This is a genomic window from Antarctobacter heliothermus, assembly GCF_900188425.1.
Classification (GTDB): domain Bacteria; phylum Pseudomonadota; class Alphaproteobacteria; order Rhodobacterales; family Rhodobacteraceae; genus Antarctobacter; species Antarctobacter heliothermus.
In genome coordinates, this window is the sequence record NZ_FZON01000005.1 from 127,932 (window position 1) to 148,374 (window position 20,443).

Consider the following 20,443-nt stretch of genomic DNA (forward strand, 5'->3'; position numbering starts at 1 on the left):
GCCGGAAGGAAACACATGTCTATCAAGTACCTGCACACGATGGTCCGGGTGAAGGATCTCGAAGCGTCGATGAAGTTCTACGAACTGCTGGGCCTCAAGGAGACCCGCAGAACCGACAGCGAAAAGGGCCGGTTCACGCTGGTGTTCATGGCGCCTCCGGGTCAGGAGGATTGCCCGGTCGAGCTGACCTACAATTGGGACGGCGATGAGGGGCTGCCGTCGGATTCGCGCCATTTTGGCCACCTGGCCTATTCGGTGTCGAATATTCACGAGACCTGTCAGCACCTTATGGACAATGGTGTGACCATCAACCGCCCGCCGCATGATGGGCGCATGGCCTTTGTCCGGTCGCCGGACAATGTGTCGGTCGAGTTGTTGCAGCAGGGAGAGGCGCTGGCCCCGGCAGAGCCCTGGACCAGCATGGGCAATACGGGCCACTGGTGACTGGCCTGATGCGCCTTGGGGTCGCCCTTGGGGCGGCCCTGATCCCGGCGGGGGCCGAGGCCGCCTGTCGTCTGGCGCTGTTGCTGGCGCTTGATGTGTCGTCATCGGTCGACGAGGCGGAATATCTGCTGCAGCGCGACGGGTTGGCGGCGGCGCTGATGGCGCCCGACGTGCAGGGGGCGATCCTGCAAGGCGGGGGTGGCGTGGCCATCGCCGCATATGAATGGAGCGGGCGGCGCCAGTCGACGGTGATCCAGGAATGGGCGCTGATGTCGACAGCGGATGACATCGCGGCGGTGTCCACGCGGCTGCGGTCGGCAGAGCGGTCGTACCGGAGGTTCCCGACCGCGCTGGGCTATGCGCTGGGTTTTGGTGCCACGATGATGACGGCGGCGCCAGAGTGTGAGCGGCGGGTGATCGACGTGTCGGGTGACGGCATCACCAACGACGGGTTCTGGCCGCAACAGGCCTACCGGCATTTTCCCTTTGGCGGCGTGACCGTGAATGCGCTGGCGGTGCTGGGGGCGGACCCGGCAGTGGTCGATCACTACGAGTTCGAGGTGCTGCACGGACCGGGCGCGTTTATCGAGACCGCGCAGGGCTATGAGGGCTATGAGCAGGCGATGATCCGCAAATTGTACCGCGAGATTCAGGACAGGATCGTCGGCGCGATGCCAGACCCGCAGGCGGGGCCGGGATGAGGTGGCTTGCCATCCTTGCGCTGGTCTGGGCCGGTGCAGTCGAGGCCGGGTGCCGTCAGGCGCTGGCGCTGGGTCTGGACGTGTCGGGATCGGTGGATGCGCGGGAATACCGGCTGCAACTGGACGGGCTGGCAGGCGCACTGGAAGATCCCGAGGTGGTTGCGGCCTTTCTGGCGATGCCCGAGGTGCCGGTGGCGCTGGCGGTGTTCGAATGGAGCGGACAGGGCGCGCAACGTCTGGTGGTGCCTTGGCAGATGATGGCGGGTCCGGCGGATGTGGCAGAGGTGGCGGCACGCTTGCGCGGCACAACACGGATGGCGATGGATCGCTCCACCGCGATTGGCGCGGCCAAGGGGTTTGGCGCGGGCTTGCTGGGGCAGCAGGCGGGGTGCTGGCGGCGCGTGCTGGACCTGTCCGGTGACGGATTGTCAAACACCGGGCCGCGCCCGCAGGACGTGCGCCCGACCGGAATCACGATCAACGGGCTGGTGATCGGCGCATCCGGGGATGCGGACGGGATCGGCGCATTGGCGTCGTACTACCAAGCCTATGTGATCGCCGGGCCAGAGGCCTTTGTCGAGACGGCCCTTGGCTTTGAGGCGTTCGAGGCGGCCATGGTGCGCAAGCTGAAACGCGAATTGCAGGTGCTGGCCGTCTCGACCCGCTGAGGGGGCGGCAAGACGGCAGGGCGTCCTGGGCGTTCAACGCCCCGCCCGCCGTCCCACAAGGCCCCTGGCGGGGGTCAGTAGATATAGCGGATCTGGTCGGTCCAGTAGCGTTCGACCCGGCGCAGCGACGTTGTGATCTCATCGATCTTGTCGACTGAGAGGACCGCCTTGTTCTGCAAGCCGTCCGCATGGCGGGCGAACAGTTCACCGACGATATCCTTGATCTCACGCCCGCGCTGGGTCAACCGCACCCGGACAGAGCGGCGGTCGATCTCACAGCGCTGATGGTGCATGTACCCCATTTCGACCAGCTTCTTGAGGTTGTAGCTGACGTTGGAGCCCTGGTAGTAGCCCCGGCTTTTGAGTTCGCCTGCCGTGACCTCATTCTCACCGATGTTGAACAGCAAGAGGGCCTGCACCGCATTGACATCAATGATGCCTACCCTTTCGAATTCATCCTTGATGACGTCGAGCAGCAAACGGTGGAGACGTTCCACCAGACTCAACGCATCCAGATAACTCGACATGAAGCCTTGTCCTGGCCCCTGGTTCAGGGACGAATGAATGCTCATTTCGTTCTCCGCCTGTTTTCTTTGCATCGGAGCATTCACGGATAAACGCAAATATCGGGTTAAACCGACAAGAAGACCCGGAAAATTCGAATGATTTCCGTAGCTTGATTAACCTTTCTTACCATGCGGCGGGTGTTTGAGCGGGGTCGTCACACACCCGTGCGGCGACCCCGTGCAGTCAGCTATCGGGGAAATCACTCTGTATGATCAACCGCTTGCGGCAACCTGCGCGATCTCGGCCACAAGCGCTGCGTGGATTTCGGGGGCCGGTGCCTGCCCGGAAATCCATTGGTATAGATCCTGATCGTTTTCTTCCAGCAGCGCCTCGTAGGCATTCAATGCATCGGCATCCATCTGGTCCAGCCGTGCCTGAGAAAAGCGGATCAGCAGGATATCCATTTCCTTGGTGCCGCGGCGCATGGAGCGCATGTGCAGCCGTCGCAGACGGGTTTCACGGGATTCGGCGGGCGCTGTTGTCATGGTCAGACGGTTTCCTTGAGCACGGTGCGCAACTGTTTTTCCAGTCGTCCCAGTTTGTCCGCCTGCGCACGGAACTGGCCGCGCAGGGCGCGAATCTCTGTCAGGATGGCGTTGACGTCAGGGTCCAGCGCCTCTGCTTCTGAGGGGTCGGGCAGACCTTCGCCCTCACCGGTGATCAGCCAGACAATCGAGATGTTGAGCAGACCGGCCAGAATGCTGAGACGATTGGCGCGCGGTTCGCTCATGTCGTCTTCCCAGGCCTGGATCGTCTTGAGCTTGACCCCGATCCTTTTGGCCAGAGTTTCTTGGCTCATGCCCGCCGCGTCGCGGGCCGCCGCGAGGCGGTCCCCAAACGTCGCTGTTTCGGGTCCGTACCAGTCAGTCGAATCGTCCATGGTCTTTCCTTTCAGGCGAAGCCGCTTGAACGCCGTTCGGGCGCAAACTATGACAGGGCAGGCAGATTTTCAAACAACGAGGCCCCCCATGTCTTTTCTGTCGCAAACGCTGGCCCGGGTGAAACCCTCCCCGACGGTCGCCGTGACGCAATTGGCGCGTGAGCTGGCGGCGGCGGGGCGCGATGTCATCGGACTGGGCGCTGGCGAGCCGGACTTTGACACGCCGGACAACATCAAGGCTGCGGCAATTGCGGCAATCGAGGCGGGGAAAACGAAATACACCGCGCCGGACGGCATTCCCGAATTGAAACAGGCGGTGTGTGCCAAGTTCGCCCGTGAAAACGGGCTGACCTATACGCAATCGCAAATCAGCGTCAGCACCGGCGGCAAACAGGTGCTGTATAACGCGCTGATGGCGACTCTGAACCCCGGTGACGAGGTGATCATCCCCGCGCCCTATTGGGTCAGCTACCCCGATATGGTGCGACTGGGCGGCGGTGAGCCGGTGATTGTCGAGGGCGCCGAGGCAGAAGGGTTTCGCATCACGCCTGCCCAGCTAGAGGCGGCGATCACGCCAAAGACAAAGTGGTTCATCTTTAACTCGCCGTCGAACCCCACCGGGGCGGGCTATGACCGCGCGGCGCTGAAGGCGCTGACCGATGTGCTGATGCGCCATCCGCATGTCTGGGTGATGTCGGACGACATGTACGAACATCTGGCCTATGACGGGTTCACCTTTGTGTCTCCCGCGCAGGTCGAGCCGGGGCTGTATGACCGGACTTTGACGGTGAACGGCGTCAGCAAGGCCTATGCCATGACCGGCTGGCGGATCGGCTATGCGGGCGGGCCAGAACATCTGATCGCCGCCATGCGCAAGGTGCAGGGGCAATCGACGACCAACCCCTGTTCGATCAGCCAATGGGCGGCGGTCGAGGCGCTGAACGGGCCTCAGGATTTTCTGGCAGAGCGGGCAGCCGTGTTTGCCCGTCGCCGCGATATGGTGGTGGCGCGGCTGAACGACTGCGCCGGGATCACCTGCGCGGTGCCGGAAGGGGCGTTTTATGTCTATCCATCCGTGGCGGGCTGTCTGGGCAAAACCTCGTCCCAAGGGGCCAGAATCGACAGCGATGAGGCGTTTTGCACCGCGTTGCTGGAAGGAGAGGGCGTGGCGGTGGTGTTTGGCGCGGCCTTTGGGCTCAGCCCGCATTTCCGGGTCAGCTATGCGGCCTCGGATGCGGCTCTGGCGGACGCCTGCGACCGGATCGAACGGTTCTGTGCGGGGCTGACATGACCCACGAGCTGCCAGAGTTCTATTTCCGCGTGCGCGAGAACGGCGCGATGGTCTACCGCGTCGATACCGAGAACCGCCAACGGCGGATCGAAATGGATCAGATCGCCGTCGTCAACGTCAACAAGGGTGAGATCAAACCCCACGGCGACCGGGAGCTGACCCCGGGAGAGATGGAAGAGATCCGCGGCTGGATGGAGGCGCGTCAGGCGCTGCTGGCCATGCGCGAACTGGACGACATCCACCGCGCCGTCGATCACCTGAACCTGACCGCGCAATGGGCGCAGGCCAAGGCCACGCCCGAGCAGCTGGATCAGGTGACAGATGCGTTGCTGTTGGCGATGCACGATCTGCGCGCCGTGCTGGTCCGCAAAAAGGCTGACCGGCTGACAAAGGGCTAGTCAAACCGATCGTGTTTGTCAGGCGGCGCGTGTTTGGGCGCTTTGTGGCGTCAATGCCCGCCGGATAGGCGTGCTTTGGCCGGATGGGCGCACGGCGGGCCTTTCCCCTTCTGATCGGGCGGGCCGACACCTATGTCTTGACCATGGCACATACAGACGTCTTTGCGTTCCGAAGTGTTGGGCGGCCGTTTTTCGAGGCAGGTCGTTCGCTGTTTCCCTTGTCTCCCGACGATGTGCGGGCACTGCTGTTGACCGCCCGCTAAGGCGGGCGGCGGTCGCCGTGCCGTGTGCTGCGCGCAGAATTGAGGCCTCTGCCCCGATCATGAGGCTCAGCCAAGGATCGCGGGCCAGTTCGCCCGCCCTTTGGCGATGTTGCCCTCGATGTCCCGCAGCCAGAGCGTGCGGGCGCGCAGGCTGGCGTTGAGGAACAGCTGCCCGTTGTGCAGCGTCCATGCCTCGGGGATTGTCGGCGCAAGATACCCACGCGAGGCGGCAAAGGCGCAGTAGCCACCGAATTGCGGCGCATAGGCCATTGGATCGGCGTCGAACGCGGCGGCGTTCCCGGATGAGGCAAAGCGCCAGGTCGCGCCTTTCCAGTCGAGGATCGCCGATCCGCCCGGCACAGGGCCGTTTTCCGCGAAATAGGCGACGGGGTCAGAGCCGTCGATGGCAATGCCTGCTTCGGCGTAGATTTCCGGTTCGGCGGCCAGTGCGGCGCGCCCGGTCAACATGAGGGCAGGGACGGTTAGGGTCAGTCCAAGAGCGGCGCGGCGGGTTGGGCGTGTCATGGGGCCTCCGGATCAGGGTTTGCAATGTGACCAGGATGACCTGCATTCGGTTTGCGCAGAAGCCCCCGACACGGGGACGTGACAGGGCGTGCGTTGCGAAAAAACCTCGCCCGCGTGTCATGATTCCGTTACATTGTGGCCATGGCAAGAATGCTCTTTTCCTTGGTTGTCGGTCTTGGACTGACGTGTGGTCCCGCGCTTTCTGGCCCGATTGCCGATGTGATCTGCGCCCCGACGGACCAGATGATCCGCAAACTGACGCACAACTTTGGCACCACGCGCAGCGCAAGCGGGCTGCGCAGCCCCGATGAGATGCTCGAGATCTGGGCCGACTCAGACGGGGATTGGACGATGGTGATCGCCTATGCCTCTGGGCAGTCGTGCATTGTGGCGATGGGGGCCCATTGGCAGGAAACCGGGGCAAAGAGCCCGACTCGGCCCCCGATTCCGGGATAATCTTCCGAAAACGCACGAAAAAATTGACTCGGGCGCGCGGATTGGTAGCCTAAGGGGTATTAATTCGTCTTTAGGGGGACAAAATGCGACTGATATTGACCGCCGCTGCCACGGCGATTGCCCTGAGTGCGACCTCGGCCTTTGCCTGGGGTGACATGTACATGGGTGACGGCACCAACGATCCGAATTCTAATTTCCTGGCGCATGAGTACAAGGCGGCAAACTACTGCCCCGCCGGGTTGCAGCCGGTGCTGATGGGCGGTGTTGTGTGCTGTGGCACGCCAAACGCCGGCGTATACTACAACCATCCCGGCAGCCGGAAACGCACCTACACGCCGCAGATCGTCGTCGGCGAAAAAGGCGTTGTCTATCGCTGAGACGGCCTGCCCCTTGGCAAGCATGGTCGGGCCGCGTATACGCGCGGCCTGATTGCTTTTTGTGACCTGAGAAAAGGGCCAAGCCATGCAGGGCAGCGCGAATCTGAACATCATGATGAAGGCGGCGCGCAAGGCGGGGCGGTCGCTGGTCAAAGACTTCCGCGAGGTCGAGAACCTTCAGGTCTCGATGAAGGGCGCGGGCGACTTTGTCAGCCGCGCCGATATCGAGGCAGAGCGTATCATCAAGGAAGACCTGATGGGCGCGCGGCCGACCTATGGCTGGCTGGCCGAAGAGGGTGATGAAATCCCCGGTGAGGACCCGACCCGCCGCTGGATCGTCGATCCGCTGGATGGCACCACCAACTTTCTCCACGGGCTGCCGCACTGGGCGATTTCGATCGCGCTGGAGCATAAGGGACAGATCGTGTCCGGCGTGATCTTTGACGCCGCCAAGGACGAGATGTTCTACGCCGAGCGCGGCACGGGTGCCTGGCTGAACGATTCAAAGCGCCTGCGCGTTTCCGGGCGCCGCAAGATGATCGAGGCGGTTTTTGCCACCGGCGTCCCTTTTGCTGCCAAGCGGACCCTGCCTGCGACGCTCAAGGATCTGGCCCGCGTGATGCCGGAATGCGCCGGTGTGCGGAGCTTTGGCTCTGCCGCGCTGGATCTGGCCTATGTGGCGGCGGGTCGATACGAAGGGTACTGGGAACGAGAGTTGCAGATCTGGGACGCCGCCGCAGGCTATCTGATCGCCAAGGAAGCGGGTGCGCTGATCGAGGGCGTGCGCGAAGGGCAGGACGCGCTGGCAAGTGGCAGCATCCTGTGCGCCAACAATGACATCTTCAAGGGTTTCGCCAAGCTGTTGCGCGCTGAGTAAGGTCGGTGTGACCGCGTTTCGGGCGTGACCCGGGAGGCGGTCGCTGTTGTCTCAGACATCCGAGGGGTGATTGACCCCGTCGTGCCATGCCAGCGGCTCAAATTCCTTGGGCTCCATCCCTTGGATGCAATACAGGTTCACGCCGTATTCGTTCGGGTTGGACCGACGGCGGTGGTACATGTAGATCCCGCAGGTCTTGCAGAAATGATGCTGCGCCGTGTGGGTGCCAAAGCTGTAGAGCGTCAGGTTCTCCGCCCCTTTCACCACCTCGATCCCGTCCAACGGGGCCGAAACGACCGCCGCGCTGCGTCGCCGACAGTAGGAGCAATCGCAGCGGCGCGCGGTGTTGGTGCCGTCAGACAGGCGCACGCGCAATTCGACGGTGCCGCAGTGGCAGGTGGCGGTATGGGTGTCGGTCATTTGCGTCTGATCCTTGGAACCTGTGTATGGCGTTGGCGTCCCTGTACACGCGGCACGCGGCTGGAATCAAAGGTGTATGCCTTTTCCGGGTGCGGGGGCTGTCCGTGCGTGCGCGTCCAGAAGCGCGGTCCACCAAGGCGCAGCCAGATTGGCACTGTCAGCGCCAGTCCCACGACAAAGCCACCCACATGCGCCCAGTAGGCCACGCCGCTTTCGTCCGCGGACGTGCCCCAACCGCCGATCAGTTGCATGGCGAACCAGAGCGCCAGCATCAGCCAGGCAGGCACCGGAAGCACCCGGAAAATGAGGACGAGGATGATAAGGATGTCGACGCGCGCCTTGGGGAACAGCAGCAGGTAGCCGCCCATGACCCCGGCAATCGCCCCGGAGGCGCCGACCGTGGGAACGATGGACAGGGGATCGGTCAGCCAGTGGATCAGACCCGCGCCCAGACCGGCGGCCAGATAGAACAGGGTAAAGCCCGCGTGCCCCATCTTGTCCTCAAGGTTGTCGCCGAAGATGTAGAGGAACAGCATGTTCCCGGCGATGTGCATCCAGCCGCCGTGCAGGAACATCGAGGTGATCAGGCCGGGATAGCCATACCCTTCGGACAGTAATGCCGGGACCAGCGCGTAATTTGCGTAAAAGGACATCAGCGCACGGGGCGACTGATCCTGGTCAATGGTGATCAGAAAGACCGCGATATTGATCGCGATCAGCGCGTAGGTGACATAGGGCGTGCGCCCCGAGGGGTTGTGATCGCGGATCGGGAACATGGGCGGAGAGTGGCACCCATTGGCGCGAGGTCAAGCGCGAAAACCCTGCATTGGCTTGGCGGCGCAAGACCCTGAGCGGGCCTTGCGCCCGTGCCCTTCAGCCGTCCTGACCGGCCAGCAGGGCGGCGTTGCCGCCTGCGGCGGTGGTGTCGACGCAGACATGGCGTTCGGCGCGGACGTGGCCCTCATCCGGCATCCCGGTGATCAGCGGCAGGATCGGGCCGGGGCGCGCGGCCAGCGCCTGACGATAGGCGCGGGCGGACGCTGCGTCGCCCCACCAGATCGCGCCGGAAAAGCCGTCGGCTTCTTTCAGGGCCAGGTCGGTGGCGCATTCCGCGATCACCGCGACTCCGCCCAGTCTGGTCACGGCCTCGACCTGTGCCAGCGCGCGTTCCAGACCGGGGCCAAGGCACAGCACGGGGGGGCGGGCGTGGCTGTGCAGAACGTTCGATTCACCCGTTGGTCCGGGCAGGTCGGTGCGGCTGGGCGCAGGCGCGGATTTGGCCTCTGACAACCGCGCCATGACGGCGGCGGTGTTGTGCTTGCCCTTGGAGGCGGTGTCGCTGCGCTGTGCGGGATGCGCGCGGAAGCGGTCCAGATACAGTGGTCCGCCCGCCTTGGGGCCGGTGCCGGACAGGCCCTCGCCGCCAAAGGGTTGGCTGCCCACGATGGCGCCGATCTGGTTGCGGTTGACGTAGATGTTGCCCGCTGCAACGCGGGTGGTGACATGCTGCACCCGGTCGTCGATCCGGGTCATCAGGCCAAAGGTCAGCCCGTAACCGGTGGCGTTGATCGCGTCGATGACCTTGTCCAGCTCACGCGACTTGAAGGTGGCGACATGCAGCACCGGGCCAAAGATCTCGCGCTCCATGTCCGCGATGCCGTTGACGCGGATCAGGGTGGGGGGCACGAAATGACCGGGTGAGGGCACGGCGACCTGTTGCAGCACGCGCCCCTCGCGCGATGCCTGGCCGATGTGATCAAGGATGCCATTCTGCGCCTCAAGGTCGATGACCGGGCCGACGTCGGTGGCGGCATCCCAGGGGTTGCCCACGACCAGCGTCTGCATCGCGCCCTTGAGCATCTCAAGGAAGCCGTCGGCCACGTCCTCCTGCACATACAGACAGCGCAGCGCGGAACAGCGCTGACCGGCGGATTGAAAGGCGGATTCAATGATCGCCTGCACTGCCTGTTCCGGCAGCGCGGTGCTGTCGACGATCATGGCGTTCAGCCCGCCGGTTTCGGCAATCAGCGGCGCGCCGGGGGCGAGGTGTTCCGCCATGCTGCGGTGAATCAATTGCGCCGTCTCTGTCGAGCCGGTGAAGGCAACGCCATCGACCTGCGGGGCAGAGGTCAGCGCCGCACCCACATCCCCGGCACCCGGCAGCAGTTGCAACGCGGTGGTCGGCACGCCTGCCTGAGCCAGCAGGCGGCAGGCGAGGGCGGAAATCAGCGGCGTCTGTTCGGCGGGCTTGGCCAGCACGGCGTTGCCTGCGGCGAGGGCTGCGGAAATCTGTCCGGTGAAGATCGCCAGCGGAAAGTTCCACGGCGAGATGCAGACCACGGTGCCCAGCGGCGCGTCCGTGCCGTCCTGTCCGCGCGCCGCGTAGTAGCGCAGGAAATCCACCGCCTCGCGCAGTTCGGCCACCGCATCCAGTTGGTTCTTGCCCGCTTCGCGGTGCAGGATGGCAAAGATCTCGGCGTGATGTGCCTCATACAGGTCGGCGGCGGCGTTCAGGACGCGGGCGCGTTCCGCCGGGGCGACGTCCCATGGCTGCGCGGCCTCGGCGGCGGCGCGGGCCAGATCGGCGGTGGCCCATGTGACCTCACCAACCGTGTCGGCGGGGTAGGCGGGGTTGATCACACCCTCTGTTTCGCCCGCAGGCAGATCGCTGCTGACCATCGGTGCCGCGCGCCATTGGCAGTCGCGGAACGCGCCGCGCGCCTGATCCAGCGCCTCGACGGTCGGGCGGTGGCGCAGGTCGAGGCCCTGTGAATTGGGGCGCTCTGGCTGGAACAGGTCGGGGCCGGTGGTCAGAGACTGAGCCGGGGTTGCGTTGAACGGATCGGCGGCGACGGTTTCCGGTGCCACATCCTCATCGACGATCTGATTGACAAAGCTGGAGTTGGCGCCGTTTTCCAGCAGGCGGCGCACGAGGTAGGCCAGCAGGTCACGGTGCGCGCCGACGGGGGCATAGATGCGGCAGCGGGTGCCGTTCTGATCCTTGACCAGACGGTGCAGCGTCTCCCCCATGCCGTGCAGGCGCTGAAACTCAAAGGCCGTCTTGTCATCGGCCATGTGCAGGATGGCGGCGACGGTATGGGCGTTGTGCGTGGCAAACTGCGGATAGATGCGATCCGTCTTGGACAGCAGATTGCGCGCGTTGGCGATGTAGGACACGTCCGTGGAGGATTTGGAGGTGAAGACCGGAAAGCCATCCAGTCCCGCCACCTGCGCGCGCTTGATTTCCGTGTCCCAGTAGGCCCCTTTCACGAGGCGCACCATGATGCGGCGGTCATGTTGTTTGGCCAGTGCGTATAGATAGTCGATCACCGCGCCCGCGCGTTGACCGTAGGCCTGAACCACCACGCCAAACCCGTCCCAACCCGCCAGCGCCGAGTCGGACAGAACCTCCTCTATCACGTCCAGCGACAGCGACAGGCGGTCCGCCTCTTCGGCATCGACGTTTAACCCGATGCGCGCCTGTCTGGCCTGCTGGCACAGGGCGCGCAGGCGGGGCACCAGAGCGGCGCGCGCGGTTTCGGCCTGCAACTCATCATAGCGCGGGTGCAGGGCGGACAGCTTGACCGAAATGCCGGGGTTGTCGCGCGTCGTCTTGGATTTGGCGGCGGTGGCAATGGCATTGATCGCGCGGGCATAGGCGTCGAAATAGCGCTGGGCATCGGCCTCGGTCCGCGCGGCCTCGCCCAGCATGTCGTAGGAATAGCTATAGCCCTTGGCCTCCATCGCAGAGCCGCGTTTCATCGCGGCCTCAATGCTTTCGCCCAGAACGAATTGCGCGCCCATCTCGCGCATGGCGCGGCCCACGGCGGTGCGGATCACCGGCTCTCCCAGGCGCTTGATCGCACCGCGCAGGTGGCCGACCGGCCCCGGCTTGCTGTCTTCCAGGACCTTGCCGGTCAGCATTAGCGCCCATGTCGAGGCGTTGACCAGTGGCGAGGTTGAATGGCCAAGGTGCTTGGACCAATCTGACGGGGCGATCTTGTCCTCGATCAGCGCGTCGATGGTGGCGGCGTCCGGCACCCGCAAAAGGGCCTCTGCCAGACACATGAGGGCGACGCCCTCTTCGGTCGACAGGCCGTATTCCGCAAGGAACACCTCCATCAGACCGGGGCGGGTGCTGCCGCGAATGTCGCGGACCAGTTGTGCCGCTCGGGTGGTGATCTGGCCGCGCGCCGCGCTGTCCAGGGCGGCCGTTTCGCGCAACCGGGCAAGGGTTTCGCCCTCATCAGCGTAGGTCAGCGCGTCGATGCGCGCGCGCAGGTCGGTCATCTGGTCCTTGGACATATTTGTAGCTTTCGCGATTTGAGGCATTATTGGACAGAGCGACAGTGCGTATCTTCGCTTGTCTCGTCGTTTGGTGTAGACTAACCGGGAAACTGCGGGCGATTTGCCCGAAAATGGGCAGGATGCTTGTCCATTCGGCCGAGTTTTCGGGGTATTTGCAATGCAAACGGAAGAATCGAGTCTTGATCGCTTTGACCGGGCGATTCTGGCCGAACTGGCGGTTGAGGCGCGTGTTTCGGTGACGGAACTGGCGCGCCGGATCGGCTTGTCAAAGTCCCCGACCCAGACGCGCCTGCGCCGGCTGGAGGAAACTGGGTTCATCCGAGGGTATCGTGCGGTGCTGGACCCGATCCGGCTGGGCCTTGATCACGTTGCCTTTGTCGAGGTCCGCATGGTGGACACGCGAGAGGCGACATTGGCCCGGTTCAATGCCGCCGTCGCGGCCATTCCAGAGATCGAACAGGCGCATCTGATCGCGGGCAATTTCGACTACCTGCTCAAGGTGCGCACGCAGGACATGCCCAGTTACAGGCAAGTGCTGGCTGAAAAGGTTTCGACCCTGCCGGGGGTGTCGTCGACATCAACCTTTGTTGCGATGGAAGCGGTCAAGGAAGACGTTATCGCGGATGTGACTTGACCAAACGGCAGGCCGTGCCACCCTTTGCGAATGAGACACGTTTTTTTCCTGATGTTTTGCGCGTCGCCGGTGCTGGCGGATGGCTGTCCCACCGCCCCGGATCATCGCGCCGAAATGGACCCGCTTTATCAGGCATTGCTGGTCGCCCCGGACGAGATGTCGGCGCGGCTGATCACCAACGAAATGTGGGGCTATTGGGACAATGCGCCGGATGAACCCAGCCAGTCAATGTTGGATGAGGGGATGCGCGCGCGGGCGCGGTTCGATTTCGTTTTTGCGCTGGAACGTCTGGATGCGCTGGTCAGCTATTGCCCGTTTTACGCCGAGGGGTACAACCAGCGTGCCTTCGTCAACTTTCTGCGCGAGGATTTCGAGGCGGCGTTGCCGGATCTGGAGCGCGCGCTGGAGCTGAATCCGCGCCATGTGGGTGCCCTGTCAGGTCGGGCTGTGACGCTCATTGCCTTGGGCCGCGATGACGCTGCGCAAAGCGCGTTGCGCGCGGCGTTGGACGTGAATCCCTGGCTGCCGGAACGGGCGCTGCTAAAGACGCCAATCGGGGATGATCTCTGACCCTTTCTTTGTCGTGCCGTGGTTTACACGCCCCGTGCAAAGGCTATGTTCGCGCCACTGGCCCGCGTGGTGGAATGGTAGACACAGGGGACTTAAAATCCCCAGGCTTTATGCCGTGCCGGTTCGAATCCGGCCGCGGGTACCAGTGGTTTTAAGGGGCTTTGGCCGCGCTTCAGGACGGTGTTTTGCGGCGCAGGCGGATCACCACCTCGACAGAGGCGATTTCGGACCCTTCGGGGGCTTCGGGCAAGCGGGTGATCTGCAACTGTTCGGCCGGGGCGTCGGTCAGCGCGCCCTGATCCTCCCAGAAGAAATGCGGGTGGTCGTGGGTGTTGGTGTCGAAATAGCTGCGCGAGCCATCCACCGTCACCTCCTGCATCAAACCCGCCTCGCAGAACGCCTTGAGCGTGTTGTAAACGGTCGCCAGCGACACCTGTTCACCGCTGTCCTTGGCGGAGGCAAAGAGGCTTTCGGCGGTGACGTGGCGGTTCTTGCCGTCGCCGACCAGCAGCGCGGCCAGGGCGACGCGCTGACGCGTGGGGCGCAGATCGCTGCGTCCCAACCAGTCTTTTCCGCGTTCCATCGCCTCGGACATCGTGTGTGTCCCCTGATACCTGCTCACCCTGTATATAAAGCGCCCACGCGGCGAATTTCAAACGGTTTCGCCGATCCGGACCTTGACGTGAGGGGGCCTGCGCCTGGGTTTGCCCGTTGTCGCGCCCTTGCGTGGTGTGTCGGGCGGGTGCTAAACGGGGCAAGGTTTTGAATATGAGACAGCAAAAGGGGCCCGTCTGAATGGCCGACTATCCCACCAGCTTTGGCAAGGACGACCTTCTGAAATGCGCGCGCGGTGAGCTGTTCGGGCCGGGCAATGCCCAGCTACCCGAGCCGCCCATGCTGATGATGGACCGGATCACCGAGGTTTCGGGCGATGCGGGCCTGCATGGCAAGGGGCATGTGCTGGCGGAGTTCGATATCACGCCGGATCTGTGGTTCTTTGACTGCCATTTTCCGGGCAATCCGATCATGCCGGGCTGTCTGGGTCTGGACGGTCTGTGGCAGCTGACGGGCTTTAACCTTGGCTGGCGCGGCTGGCAGGGGCGGGGCTATGCGCTGGGCGTGGGCGAGGTCAAGTTGAAGGGCATGGTGCGGCCCGACCGGAAGATGCTGACCTATAAGGTGGACTTCACCAAGGCGATCCAGACCCGGCGGCTGACCATGGGGGTCGCGGACGGGATCGTGGAGGCCGATGGAGAGGTCATCTATGAGGTCAAGGACATGAAGGTCGCCCTTAGCGAGAGCTGATCTGTCCACGCGTGGCGGGCCGGGTGACGTAGCGTCTTCAGTGGCTTGCAGAGACGGTTTTAGATTTTGGTAACAAACGGGCCTCAGTTGGGGTCCGTTTTTTGTTGGGATCTTGGGGACTCGATGTGTTCCGGTTCGGTGGGTTCGGTGGGTTCGGTGGGTTCGGTGGTGCCTTGGGGTGTTGCGGCGGGGGTGCCGGGCTGAAGCCCGGCCTACGGATGACGCGACGGGGTGAACGCCGCCCTCCGGTTGACGGGCTTTGGCAAACTTTGCCATAATGCGCCATAGCGGAGTTGTTTATGGCGACGATGAACGTATCCTTGCCCGACCCGATGAAGGACTGGGTCGAGACCCAAGCGAAAACCGGGCGGTACAGCAATGCCAGCGACTATGTGCACGCGCTGATCCGGCGGGATCAGGATCGCGCGGCGGCGGTTGCCGAATTGCAGGCTTTGGTGGACGAAGGTCTGGCCAGCGGCCCGGCGGAGGACTTTGACATGGCTGATTTCCTACGCCGCAAGCGGGCGGAGCGTGGTTAGGCCTTATCGCCTGACACCCGCAGCGCAGGCTGATTTGGACGCGATCTGGGACCATACGGTTGCCGCGTGGTCCATGGATCAGGCTGAGGCGTATTTGCGCGGGTTAGAGGATGTATTGCGGTTGTTGTGCGCTCATCCAGAGATGGCGCGGGAACGGTTCGAGATTACCCCGCCTGTCCGGTTACACCCCTATCGTGCGCATCTGCTGATTTACCGGGTGTAAGCGGGGTTTTTGTTCGTCGTTCGGATTTTGCATGGACGGCAGCGGTGGCGGGTTGTGTTGGATGAGGGGTGACGTGGAAACCCACCCCGCGCTTGCCAACAAAAAATCGGCAAGTTCAGCACCTGTTATGCTAGACTTCTTTGCAGCTATTTCGGAGGAAAACGTGGCACGCACTGAATTCGCCATGGCGCTTGAAAGACGCATCAAACAGGCATATCGACACTCGCCTCATCGGCATGGTTGGCGCTTGCTGTACAGTCCGGAGGACGTACTAGATGGCTCGAAAGTCGCATTCATTGGGTTGAATCCTGGCGGTAGTTTCGAGAGCCCGGACCATGCCGAGTTCGCGATGCCCAAAGGCTCTGCCTACGTTGACGAGGTTTGGCCGAGTTCGTCACGATTGCAGCAAGAGGCACTCGCGCTCTTTGAAAGACTCGGGATAGCACCGGAGGCCGTACTTGCCGGTAATTTGGTGCCCTTTCGCTCGCCGGACTGGAAATCACTGGCAGAGCGCCGAAAGGCACAGGCCTTCGGCGAGGAGATTTGGGGCGCAATACTTGATCGGGCGTGCCCTAGGTGTGTCGTGACGTTCGGTAGTGTCGCCAACGATGCGGTCAGGGTGTTGCTAGGGGTTAGCAACCCTAAGTTCATTCCGGTGCGTTGGGGCGACATGACTGCCCAACGTGGTGAATTCGAACGTACTGCTTCGCATGGCACTTGGAGCGGCACATGGATAGGAATGCCGCACTTGTCTCGGTTCACTGTGATGACACGTCCCGCAAGCCGTGCTGCGATAGACGTTTTGTTCGAAGGGTTGTAAGCTACCCCCAACCCCCAACCCCCACCTTGCACCTCCCCCCCCACCTCGCCTACTAAGTAACTGACACATCAAGAGGAGGCTCCATGCGCCGCGTCGTCGTTACAGGGCTTGGGATCGTTTCGAGCATCGGGAATTCTGCGGAGGAGGTTCTGGCCTCGCTCAAGGCGGGCAAGTCCGGGATCACTGCCAATGCGCAGATGCAGGAACATGGCTTTCGCAGTCAGATCGCGGGGGCCATCAATCTGGATGTGGCCGAGCATATCGACAAGCGGACGCTGCGTTTCATGGGGCCGGGGGCGGCCTATGCCTATATCGCCATGGGTCAAGCCATCGCGGATGCGGGGCTGGAAGAGTCCGACGTTGTGAACCCGCGCACCGGCCTTGTGGCCGGATCGGGCGGGCCGTCGACCAGCGCCATGTTGACGGCGCATCAGACGGTGCTGAAAACGGGCGCGACCAAGCGGGTCGGCCCCTTTGCGGTGCCCAAGTGCATGTGCTCGACCGTGAGCGCGAACCTGTCGACCGCCTACAAGATCAAGGGGATCAACTATTCGATCACCTCGGCCTGCTCGACCTCTTTGCACTGCATCGGCAACGCGGCAGAGCAGATCATGATGGGCAAGCAGGACGTGATGTTCGCGGGCGGCGGCGAGGAGTTGGACTGGACCCTGTCGTGCCTGTTCGACGCGATGGGCGCGATGTCTTCGAAATACAACGACACGCCGGAACTGGCGAGCCGCGCCTTCGACAAGGACCGCGACGGGTTTGTGATCTCTGCCGGTGGCGGCATGTTGGTGCTGGAAGAGTTGGAGCACGCCCGCGCGCGCGGCGCCAAGATCTATGCCGAAGTGACCGGCTATGGCGCGACCTCGGACGGGGCGGACATGGTTGCGCCCAGCGGTGAGGGCGGTGAGCGGGCGATGCGGATCGCGCTGTCGACGCTGCCCGAGGGGCGAAAAGTGTCCTATATCAACGCGCATGGCACCTCGACCCCCGTGGGCGACGTGGGTGAGATCGAGGCGGTGCGGCGCGTGTTCGGTGAGGGGACAACTCCGCCGGTGTCGTCGACCAAATCCATGACCGGCCACAGCCAGGGCGCGACCGGCGCGCAGGAGGCGATTTACTGCCTGCTGGCGTTGCAGCACGATTTCATCATCCCGTCGATCAATGTGCAGACGCTGGACCCGGCGTTGAAGCCCGCAGAGATCGCGACAGAGCTGATGGAAAACGCCGGGCTGGATTCGGTCATGACCAATTCCTTTGGCTTTGGCGGCACCAACGGGTCTATGGTGTTGTCGAAGTTTCACGACTGAATAGCGCGGAAGAAGTGACATGACGTTGAGTCTGAAAGGCAAGCGCGGGCTTGTCATGGGTGTTGCGAACGAGCGGTCCATCGCCTGGGGCATCGCCAAGGCCTGCCATGAGGCGGGCGCGGAACTGGCCTTTACCTATCAGGGAGAGGCGTTCGGCAAGCGGCTGGAGCCTTTGGCGGCCAGTGTCGGGTCGGATTTCATGGTCGACGTGGATGTGACGGACGATGCGTCGCTGGATGCGGCGTTTGATGAGTTGGGCCAGCGGTGGGACAGCGTGGATTTCCTTGTCCATGCGATTGCCTATTCGGACAAGAATGAGCTGACGGGGCGGTTCCTGAACACCTCGCGGGCCAACTTCAAGAACTCGCTGGATATCTCGGTTTACAGCTTTATCGAGGTGGCGCGGCGGGTGCATCCGATGATGACCGATGGCGGGACGTTGCTGACGCTGACCTATCTGGGCAGCCAGCGGGTGGTGCCGAATTATAACGTCATGGGTGTGGCCAAGGCGGCGCTGGAGGCGACGACGCGGTATCTGGCGAATGATCTGGGGCCGGACGGTATTCGCGTGAACGCGCTGAGCCCCGGACCGATGAAGACGCTGGCGGGGGCGGCCATTGGCGGCGCGCGGCGCACCTACAAGCACACCGGCCAGAACGCGCCGTTGCGGTCGAACGCCACGCTGGAGGCGGTGGGCGGCACGGCGGTCTGGCTGATTTCGGACGCGGGCAGCTATACCACCGGTGAGGTTATCGCGATCGACGGCGGGTATCATGTGCTTGGTATGCCGCAGCTGGAAAACCTGTGATGCGTCTGGTCTGGGCAATTTCGGCGGCATTGGCGCTGGGGGGCTGCATGGAGGGCGCGCCCCCGGTTTCGGGCGCTGGCGGCGGCGGGCAGGGCGCGGAGGCGCGCAAACTGTCGGCGGGCATGACGCAGGCGCAGGCCGAGGCGGTCTTTGGGCTGGACGCGGGGTTTGAGCGCAACCCGGCCAACTGGGACGAATCCTGCGTCAGCTACGCCTATGGCGATGCCGCGACGCCGCGCTACGTTCATGCGGTATTCCGAGGCGATACCCTGACGCGCGCGACGGACGGGCACGGCGCGATCTGCACCTATGGGGCCGCGCTGTAAATCCTGTCGCGGGAACCGAGGTCGGCACGGGGCGTTGACCCTCCAAGAGACTGGAGGTTCACATGACCCACAAGATCACCCTGCAAAGCATCGACACGCTGACCCACGACGTTCACCGGCTGACCTTCGACAAGCCGGAGGGCTATGCCTATACCCCCGGCCAGGCGACGGATTTCGCACTGGACCGCGAGGGCTGGCGCGAGGAACAGCGCCCCTTCACCTTTACCTGTCTGCCTGACGAGGACCGGCTGGAATTTGTCATCAAGTCGTACCCCGACCATAACGGCGTGACGGAACAGATCGGCAAGATGGAACCCGGCGACACCGCGCTGATTGGCGACCCGTGGGGCGCGATCGAGGACAAGGGCGACGGCGTCTTTATTGCCGGTGGCGCGGGGGTGACGCCGTTCATCTCGATCCTGCGCAAAAAGCTGGAGGAAAACGGCACGCTGGAGGGCAACACGCTGCTGTTCTCTAACCAGAGTGAGCGTGACATCGTCATGCGCAACACCTTTGAGTCGATGGAGGGGCTGCGCTGTCACTGGACGGTGACAGAGGAAAAGGGCAGCCCGCTGGCCCGTGGTCTGATCGACGCGGACATGCTGTCCGGGTTTGTCGATCCGCAAAAGGACATCTGTTATGTCTGCGGCCCCGACCCGATGGTCGAGGCGATGCCCGAGGAACTGGCAAGACTGGGCGTCGAGCACGATCAGATTGTGGTTGAGGACTTCGGCTGACCTGGCAGGGGCATTTGCCGTTTGACGATGATGGGCCGGGGCAAGACGCTCCGGCCTTTTTACGTCCCGCTCAGAACCACTGACCCGGTTCCATCAGGCCCAGATCCAGCAACTGGCGCGAGTGCCATTCAAACGGCGTGGAATTGTGCCAGCGAAAGCTCTTGATGTCGAAGGTCGATCCGGGGTTGCGTTTGAGCGCCTTGGCGGTGCGAAAGCTGGCAATCGCGGCGGTCAGGTTGTTGTGCCAGGGACAGGCGTAGGTGTTGTACTCCTCATCGGAAAACGTGTGATCCTCGCGCAGTTTCAGCCCCGGTTTGGCGCGGAAAATGGCGATGCGGTCAATCTTGCGCCGGGTTTCTGGGACGTGCTCCTCATACCGCCAGCGCAGCCCGCCAAAGAAATTCAGCTGCCGTTCCTTGGGGTGGTTGTGGTTCAGCGGGTCGGGGCGGGCCAGCGCGTAATAGCCGGAACGGTCCAGCCAGGCGTCGTCCAGCGACACCGCATCGCGGCATTTGTTGAGATCCCCGGCATAGAGATCGACCACATAGGTCAACATGGCGTCCCGCCGTTCCTCAGTGTGATAGGCCAGCATTTCGCCGACTGTCCGGCTTTCTGAAAAGGGAAAAAAGAGATATTCGGCGTTGTAGCAATAGTAGACCCACTGACCGGCGGCCTTGGCGATCACGCCATTGACAGCCCTTGGCAGGGCATTGTCAGCGCGCATGTCATAGGCAACGTGATCCACCTTGTCGGTCAGATCTGCGGGCAAGGTCAGGTCCGATGCCCCAAACAGCACCACCGCGCGAAATCCGCAGTGGCGGTGGTGGCGCAGGGTGGTGTCCAGTTCCACCGCGTCCTCGGCAAAGATCAGCGCAATGGGGCCACGGCGCAGCACGTCGGCACCTTGGGACAGGAAGTGGTCTAGGGTCTTGTAGAACATGCTCGGCCTCTGGTGGGGCTTTTACCGCAAGGTCGGTGAAAATCTCGTGCATT

Annotated in this window: 27 protein-coding genes and 1 tRNA gene; 19 read left to right on the plus strand and 9 right to left on the minus strand. The window is 63.2% G+C overall.

Features of this window, described 5'->3' with window-relative positions:
* Positions 1 to 15 precede the first annotated feature (15 nt).
* Genes CHB90_RS04405 through CHB90_RS04415 form a run of 3 tightly spaced genes read left to right on the plus strand, consistent with a single transcriptional unit; the run spans position 16 to position 1,813 of the window.
* The gene (locus CHB90_RS04405; RefSeq protein WP_089276638.1) at positions 16 to 444 is read left to right on the plus strand and encodes a VOC family protein; all 429 of its coding nucleotides are present in this window, start codon (positions 16 to 18) and stop codon (positions 442 to 444) included.
* Positions 441 to 1,145 carry a DUF1194 domain-containing protein gene (locus CHB90_RS04410; RefSeq protein ID WP_425426586.1) on the plus strand — a complete coding sequence of 235 codons (705 nt, stop codon included), beginning with the start codon at positions 441 to 443 and terminating at the stop codon, positions 1,143 to 1,145. Before CHB90_RS04405 ends, CHB90_RS04410 begins: the two co-directional genes overlap by 4 nt.
* The gene (locus tag CHB90_RS04415; RefSeq protein ID WP_089276639.1) at positions 1,142 to 1,813 is read left to right on the plus strand and encodes a DUF1194 domain-containing protein; all 672 of its coding nucleotides are present in this window, start codon (positions 1,142 to 1,144) and stop codon (positions 1,811 to 1,813) included. The genes CHB90_RS04410 and CHB90_RS04415 overlap by 4 nt, the downstream gene beginning before the upstream one ends.
* A 74-nt stretch (positions 1,814 to 1,887) precedes the next feature.
* On the opposite strand, the gene CHB90_RS04420 is transcribed toward CHB90_RS04415, so the two are convergent.
* The 3 genes from CHB90_RS04420 to CHB90_RS04430 form a co-directional block, all read right to left on the minus strand.
* Entirely contained in the window at positions 1,888 to 2,385 is a 498-nt protein-coding gene (locus CHB90_RS04420) for a MarR family winged helix-turn-helix transcriptional regulator (protein WP_089276640.1), read from the minus strand.
* A gap of 207 nt (positions 2,386 to 2,592) precedes the next feature.
* Positions 2,593 to 2,865, minus strand: a complete 273-nt coding sequence (locus CHB90_RS04425) for an FAD assembly factor SdhE (protein ID WP_089276641.1) — start codon at positions 2,863 to 2,865, stop codon at positions 2,593 to 2,595.
* A gap of 2 nt (positions 2,866 to 2,867) precedes the next feature.
* Positions 2,868 to 3,260 (minus strand): helix-turn-helix domain-containing protein, encoded by a 393-nt coding sequence (locus CHB90_RS04430; protein WP_089276642.1) that lies wholly within the window; start codon positions 3,258 to 3,260, stop codon positions 2,868 to 2,870.
* Positions 3,261 to 3,348: 88 nt separating this feature from the next.
* Here CHB90_RS04430 and CHB90_RS04435 point away from each other — a divergent pair, with 88 nt between their 5' ends.
* The gene (locus CHB90_RS04435; protein WP_089276643.1) at positions 3,349 to 4,551 is read left to right on the plus strand and encodes a pyridoxal phosphate-dependent aminotransferase; all 1,203 of its coding nucleotides are present in this window, start codon (positions 3,349 to 3,351) and stop codon (positions 4,549 to 4,551) included.
* The gene (locus tag CHB90_RS04440; protein WP_089276644.1) at positions 4,548 to 4,949 is read left to right on the plus strand and encodes a hypothetical protein; all 402 of its coding nucleotides are present in this window, start codon (positions 4,548 to 4,550) and stop codon (positions 4,947 to 4,949) included. The genes CHB90_RS04435 and CHB90_RS04440 overlap by 4 nt, the downstream gene beginning before the upstream one ends.
* Before the next feature lie 329 nt (positions 4,950 to 5,278).
* Here CHB90_RS04440 and CHB90_RS04450 read toward each other — a convergent pair whose 3' ends face one another.
* The gene (locus CHB90_RS04450) at positions 5,279 to 5,737 is read right to left on the minus strand and encodes a YHS domain-containing (seleno)protein (protein WP_089276646.1); all 459 of its coding nucleotides are present in this window, start codon (positions 5,735 to 5,737) and stop codon (positions 5,279 to 5,281) included.
* A 141-nt stretch (positions 5,738 to 5,878) separates the two neighbouring features.
* On the opposite strand from CHB90_RS04450, the gene CHB90_RS04455 reads away from it, so the two are divergent.
* The 3 genes from CHB90_RS04455 (at position 5,879) to CHB90_RS04465 (ending at position 7,447) form a co-directional block, all read left to right on the plus strand.
* Positions 5,879 to 6,193 (plus strand): hypothetical protein, encoded by a 315-nt coding sequence (locus CHB90_RS04455; protein ID WP_170940979.1) that lies wholly within the window; start codon positions 5,879 to 5,881, stop codon positions 6,191 to 6,193.
* An 83-nt stretch (positions 6,194 to 6,276) separates the two neighbouring features.
* Positions 6,277 to 6,570 carry a hypothetical protein gene (locus tag CHB90_RS04460; RefSeq protein WP_089276648.1) on the plus strand — a complete coding sequence of 98 codons (294 nt, stop codon included), beginning with the start codon at positions 6,277 to 6,279 and terminating at the stop codon, positions 6,568 to 6,570.
* An 85-nt stretch (positions 6,571 to 6,655) separates the two neighbouring features.
* Entirely contained in the window at positions 6,656 to 7,447 is a 792-nt protein-coding gene (locus CHB90_RS04465; protein ID WP_089276649.1) for an inositol monophosphatase family protein, read from the plus strand.
* A gap of 51 nt (positions 7,448 to 7,498) precedes the next feature.
* On the opposite strand, the gene CHB90_RS04470 is transcribed toward CHB90_RS04465, so the two are convergent.
* The 3 genes from CHB90_RS04470 to putA all read right to left on the minus strand — a co-directional run bounded on the left by CHB90_RS04470 (position 7,499) and on the right by putA (position 12,172).
* Positions 7,499 to 7,867: a GFA family protein gene (locus CHB90_RS04470; protein ID WP_089276650.1), complete on the minus strand. Its 369-nt coding sequence runs from the start codon at positions 7,865 to 7,867 to the stop codon at positions 7,499 to 7,501.
* Entirely contained in the window at positions 7,864 to 8,643 is a 780-nt protein-coding gene (locus CHB90_RS04475; RefSeq protein ID WP_089276651.1) for a rhomboid family intramembrane serine protease, read from the minus strand. The genes CHB90_RS04470 and CHB90_RS04475 overlap by 4 nt, the downstream gene beginning before the upstream one ends.
* 97 nt (positions 8,644 to 8,740) lie before the next feature.
* Complete coding sequence (gene putA, locus CHB90_RS04480; RefSeq protein WP_089276652.1) at positions 8,741 to 12,172, minus strand: bifunctional proline dehydrogenase/L-glutamate gamma-semialdehyde dehydrogenase PutA; 3,432 nt, start codon at positions 12,170 to 12,172, stop codon at positions 8,741 to 8,743.
* A gap of 160 nt (positions 12,173 to 12,332) precedes the next feature.
* Here putA and CHB90_RS04485 point away from each other — a divergent pair, with 160 nt between their 5' ends.
* The 3 genes from CHB90_RS04485 (at position 12,333) to CHB90_RS04495 (ending at position 13,524) form a co-directional block, all read left to right on the plus strand.
* Positions 12,333 to 12,809 carry an Lrp/AsnC family transcriptional regulator gene (locus tag CHB90_RS04485; RefSeq protein WP_089276653.1) on the plus strand — a complete coding sequence of 159 codons (477 nt, stop codon included), beginning with the start codon at positions 12,333 to 12,335 and terminating at the stop codon, positions 12,807 to 12,809.
* Between the two features lie 30 nt (positions 12,810 to 12,839).
* Positions 12,840 to 13,379 (plus strand): tetratricopeptide repeat protein, encoded by a 540-nt coding sequence (locus CHB90_RS04490; RefSeq protein ID WP_170940980.1) that lies wholly within the window; start codon positions 12,840 to 12,842, stop codon positions 13,377 to 13,379.
* 60 nt (positions 13,380 to 13,439) lie between these two features.
* A tRNA-Leu gene (locus CHB90_RS04495) sits at positions 13,440 to 13,524 on the plus strand.
* A gap of 27 nt (positions 13,525 to 13,551) precedes the next feature.
* On the opposite strand, the gene irrA is transcribed toward CHB90_RS04495, so the two are convergent.
* Positions 13,552 to 13,974, minus strand: coding sequence for an iron response transcriptional regulator IrrA (irrA, locus tag CHB90_RS04500; protein WP_089276654.1), 423 nt, complete (start codon positions 13,972 to 13,974; stop codon positions 13,552 to 13,554).
* Between the two features lie 200 nt (positions 13,975 to 14,174).
* Here irrA and fabA point away from each other — a divergent pair, with 200 nt between their 5' ends.
* From fabA to CHB90_RS04540, 8 genes are all read left to right on the plus strand, one after another.
* Positions 14,175 to 14,684, plus strand: coding sequence for a bifunctional 3-hydroxydecanoyl-ACP dehydratase/trans-2-decenoyl-ACP isomerase (fabA, locus tag CHB90_RS04505; protein WP_089276655.1), 510 nt, complete (start codon positions 14,175 to 14,177; stop codon positions 14,682 to 14,684).
* Between the two features lie 299 nt (positions 14,685 to 14,983).
* Entirely contained in the window at positions 14,984 to 15,223 is a 240-nt protein-coding gene (locus tag CHB90_RS04510) for a type II toxin-antitoxin system ParD family antitoxin (protein WP_089276656.1), read from the plus strand.
* Complete coding sequence (locus CHB90_RS04515; RefSeq protein ID WP_089276657.1) at positions 15,216 to 15,446, plus strand: type II toxin-antitoxin system RelE/ParE family toxin; 231 nt, start codon at positions 15,216 to 15,218, stop codon at positions 15,444 to 15,446. Before CHB90_RS04510 ends, CHB90_RS04515 begins: the two co-directional genes overlap by 8 nt.
* Positions 15,447 to 15,519: 73 nt before the next feature.
* Positions 15,520 to 16,266, plus strand: a complete 747-nt coding sequence (locus CHB90_RS04520) for a uracil-DNA glycosylase family protein (protein ID WP_170940981.1) — start codon at positions 15,520 to 15,522, stop codon at positions 16,264 to 16,266.
* An 83-nt stretch (positions 16,267 to 16,349) separates the two neighbouring features.
* A complete protein-coding gene (gene fabB / locus CHB90_RS04525; RefSeq protein WP_089276659.1) occupies positions 16,350 to 17,579 on the plus strand; it encodes a beta-ketoacyl-ACP synthase I in 1,230 nt (409 codons plus the stop codon).
* 19 nt (positions 17,580 to 17,598) lie between these two features.
* Positions 17,599 to 18,387 (plus strand): enoyl-ACP reductase FabI, encoded by a 789-nt coding sequence (locus CHB90_RS04530; RefSeq protein WP_089276660.1) that lies wholly within the window; start codon positions 17,599 to 17,601, stop codon positions 18,385 to 18,387.
* Positions 18,387 to 18,713: a hypothetical protein gene (locus tag CHB90_RS04535; RefSeq protein ID WP_089276661.1), complete on the plus strand. Its 327-nt coding sequence runs from the start codon at positions 18,387 to 18,389 to the stop codon at positions 18,711 to 18,713. The genes CHB90_RS04530 and CHB90_RS04535 overlap by 1 nt, the downstream gene beginning before the upstream one ends.
* Positions 18,714 to 18,775: 62 nt before the next feature.
* Positions 18,776 to 19,450: a ferredoxin reductase domain-containing protein gene (locus tag CHB90_RS04540; RefSeq protein WP_089276662.1), complete on the plus strand. Its 675-nt coding sequence runs from the start codon at positions 18,776 to 18,778 to the stop codon at positions 19,448 to 19,450.
* Between the two features lie 70 nt (positions 19,451 to 19,520).
* Here the strand turns inward: CHB90_RS04540 and CHB90_RS04545 are convergent, their stop codons facing one another.
* On the minus strand, positions 19,521 to 20,390 hold the full coding sequence (locus CHB90_RS04545) for a hypothetical protein (protein WP_089276663.1): 870 nt from the start codon (positions 20,388 to 20,390) through the stop codon (positions 19,521 to 19,523).
* Positions 20,391 to 20,443 lie beyond the last annotated feature (53 nt).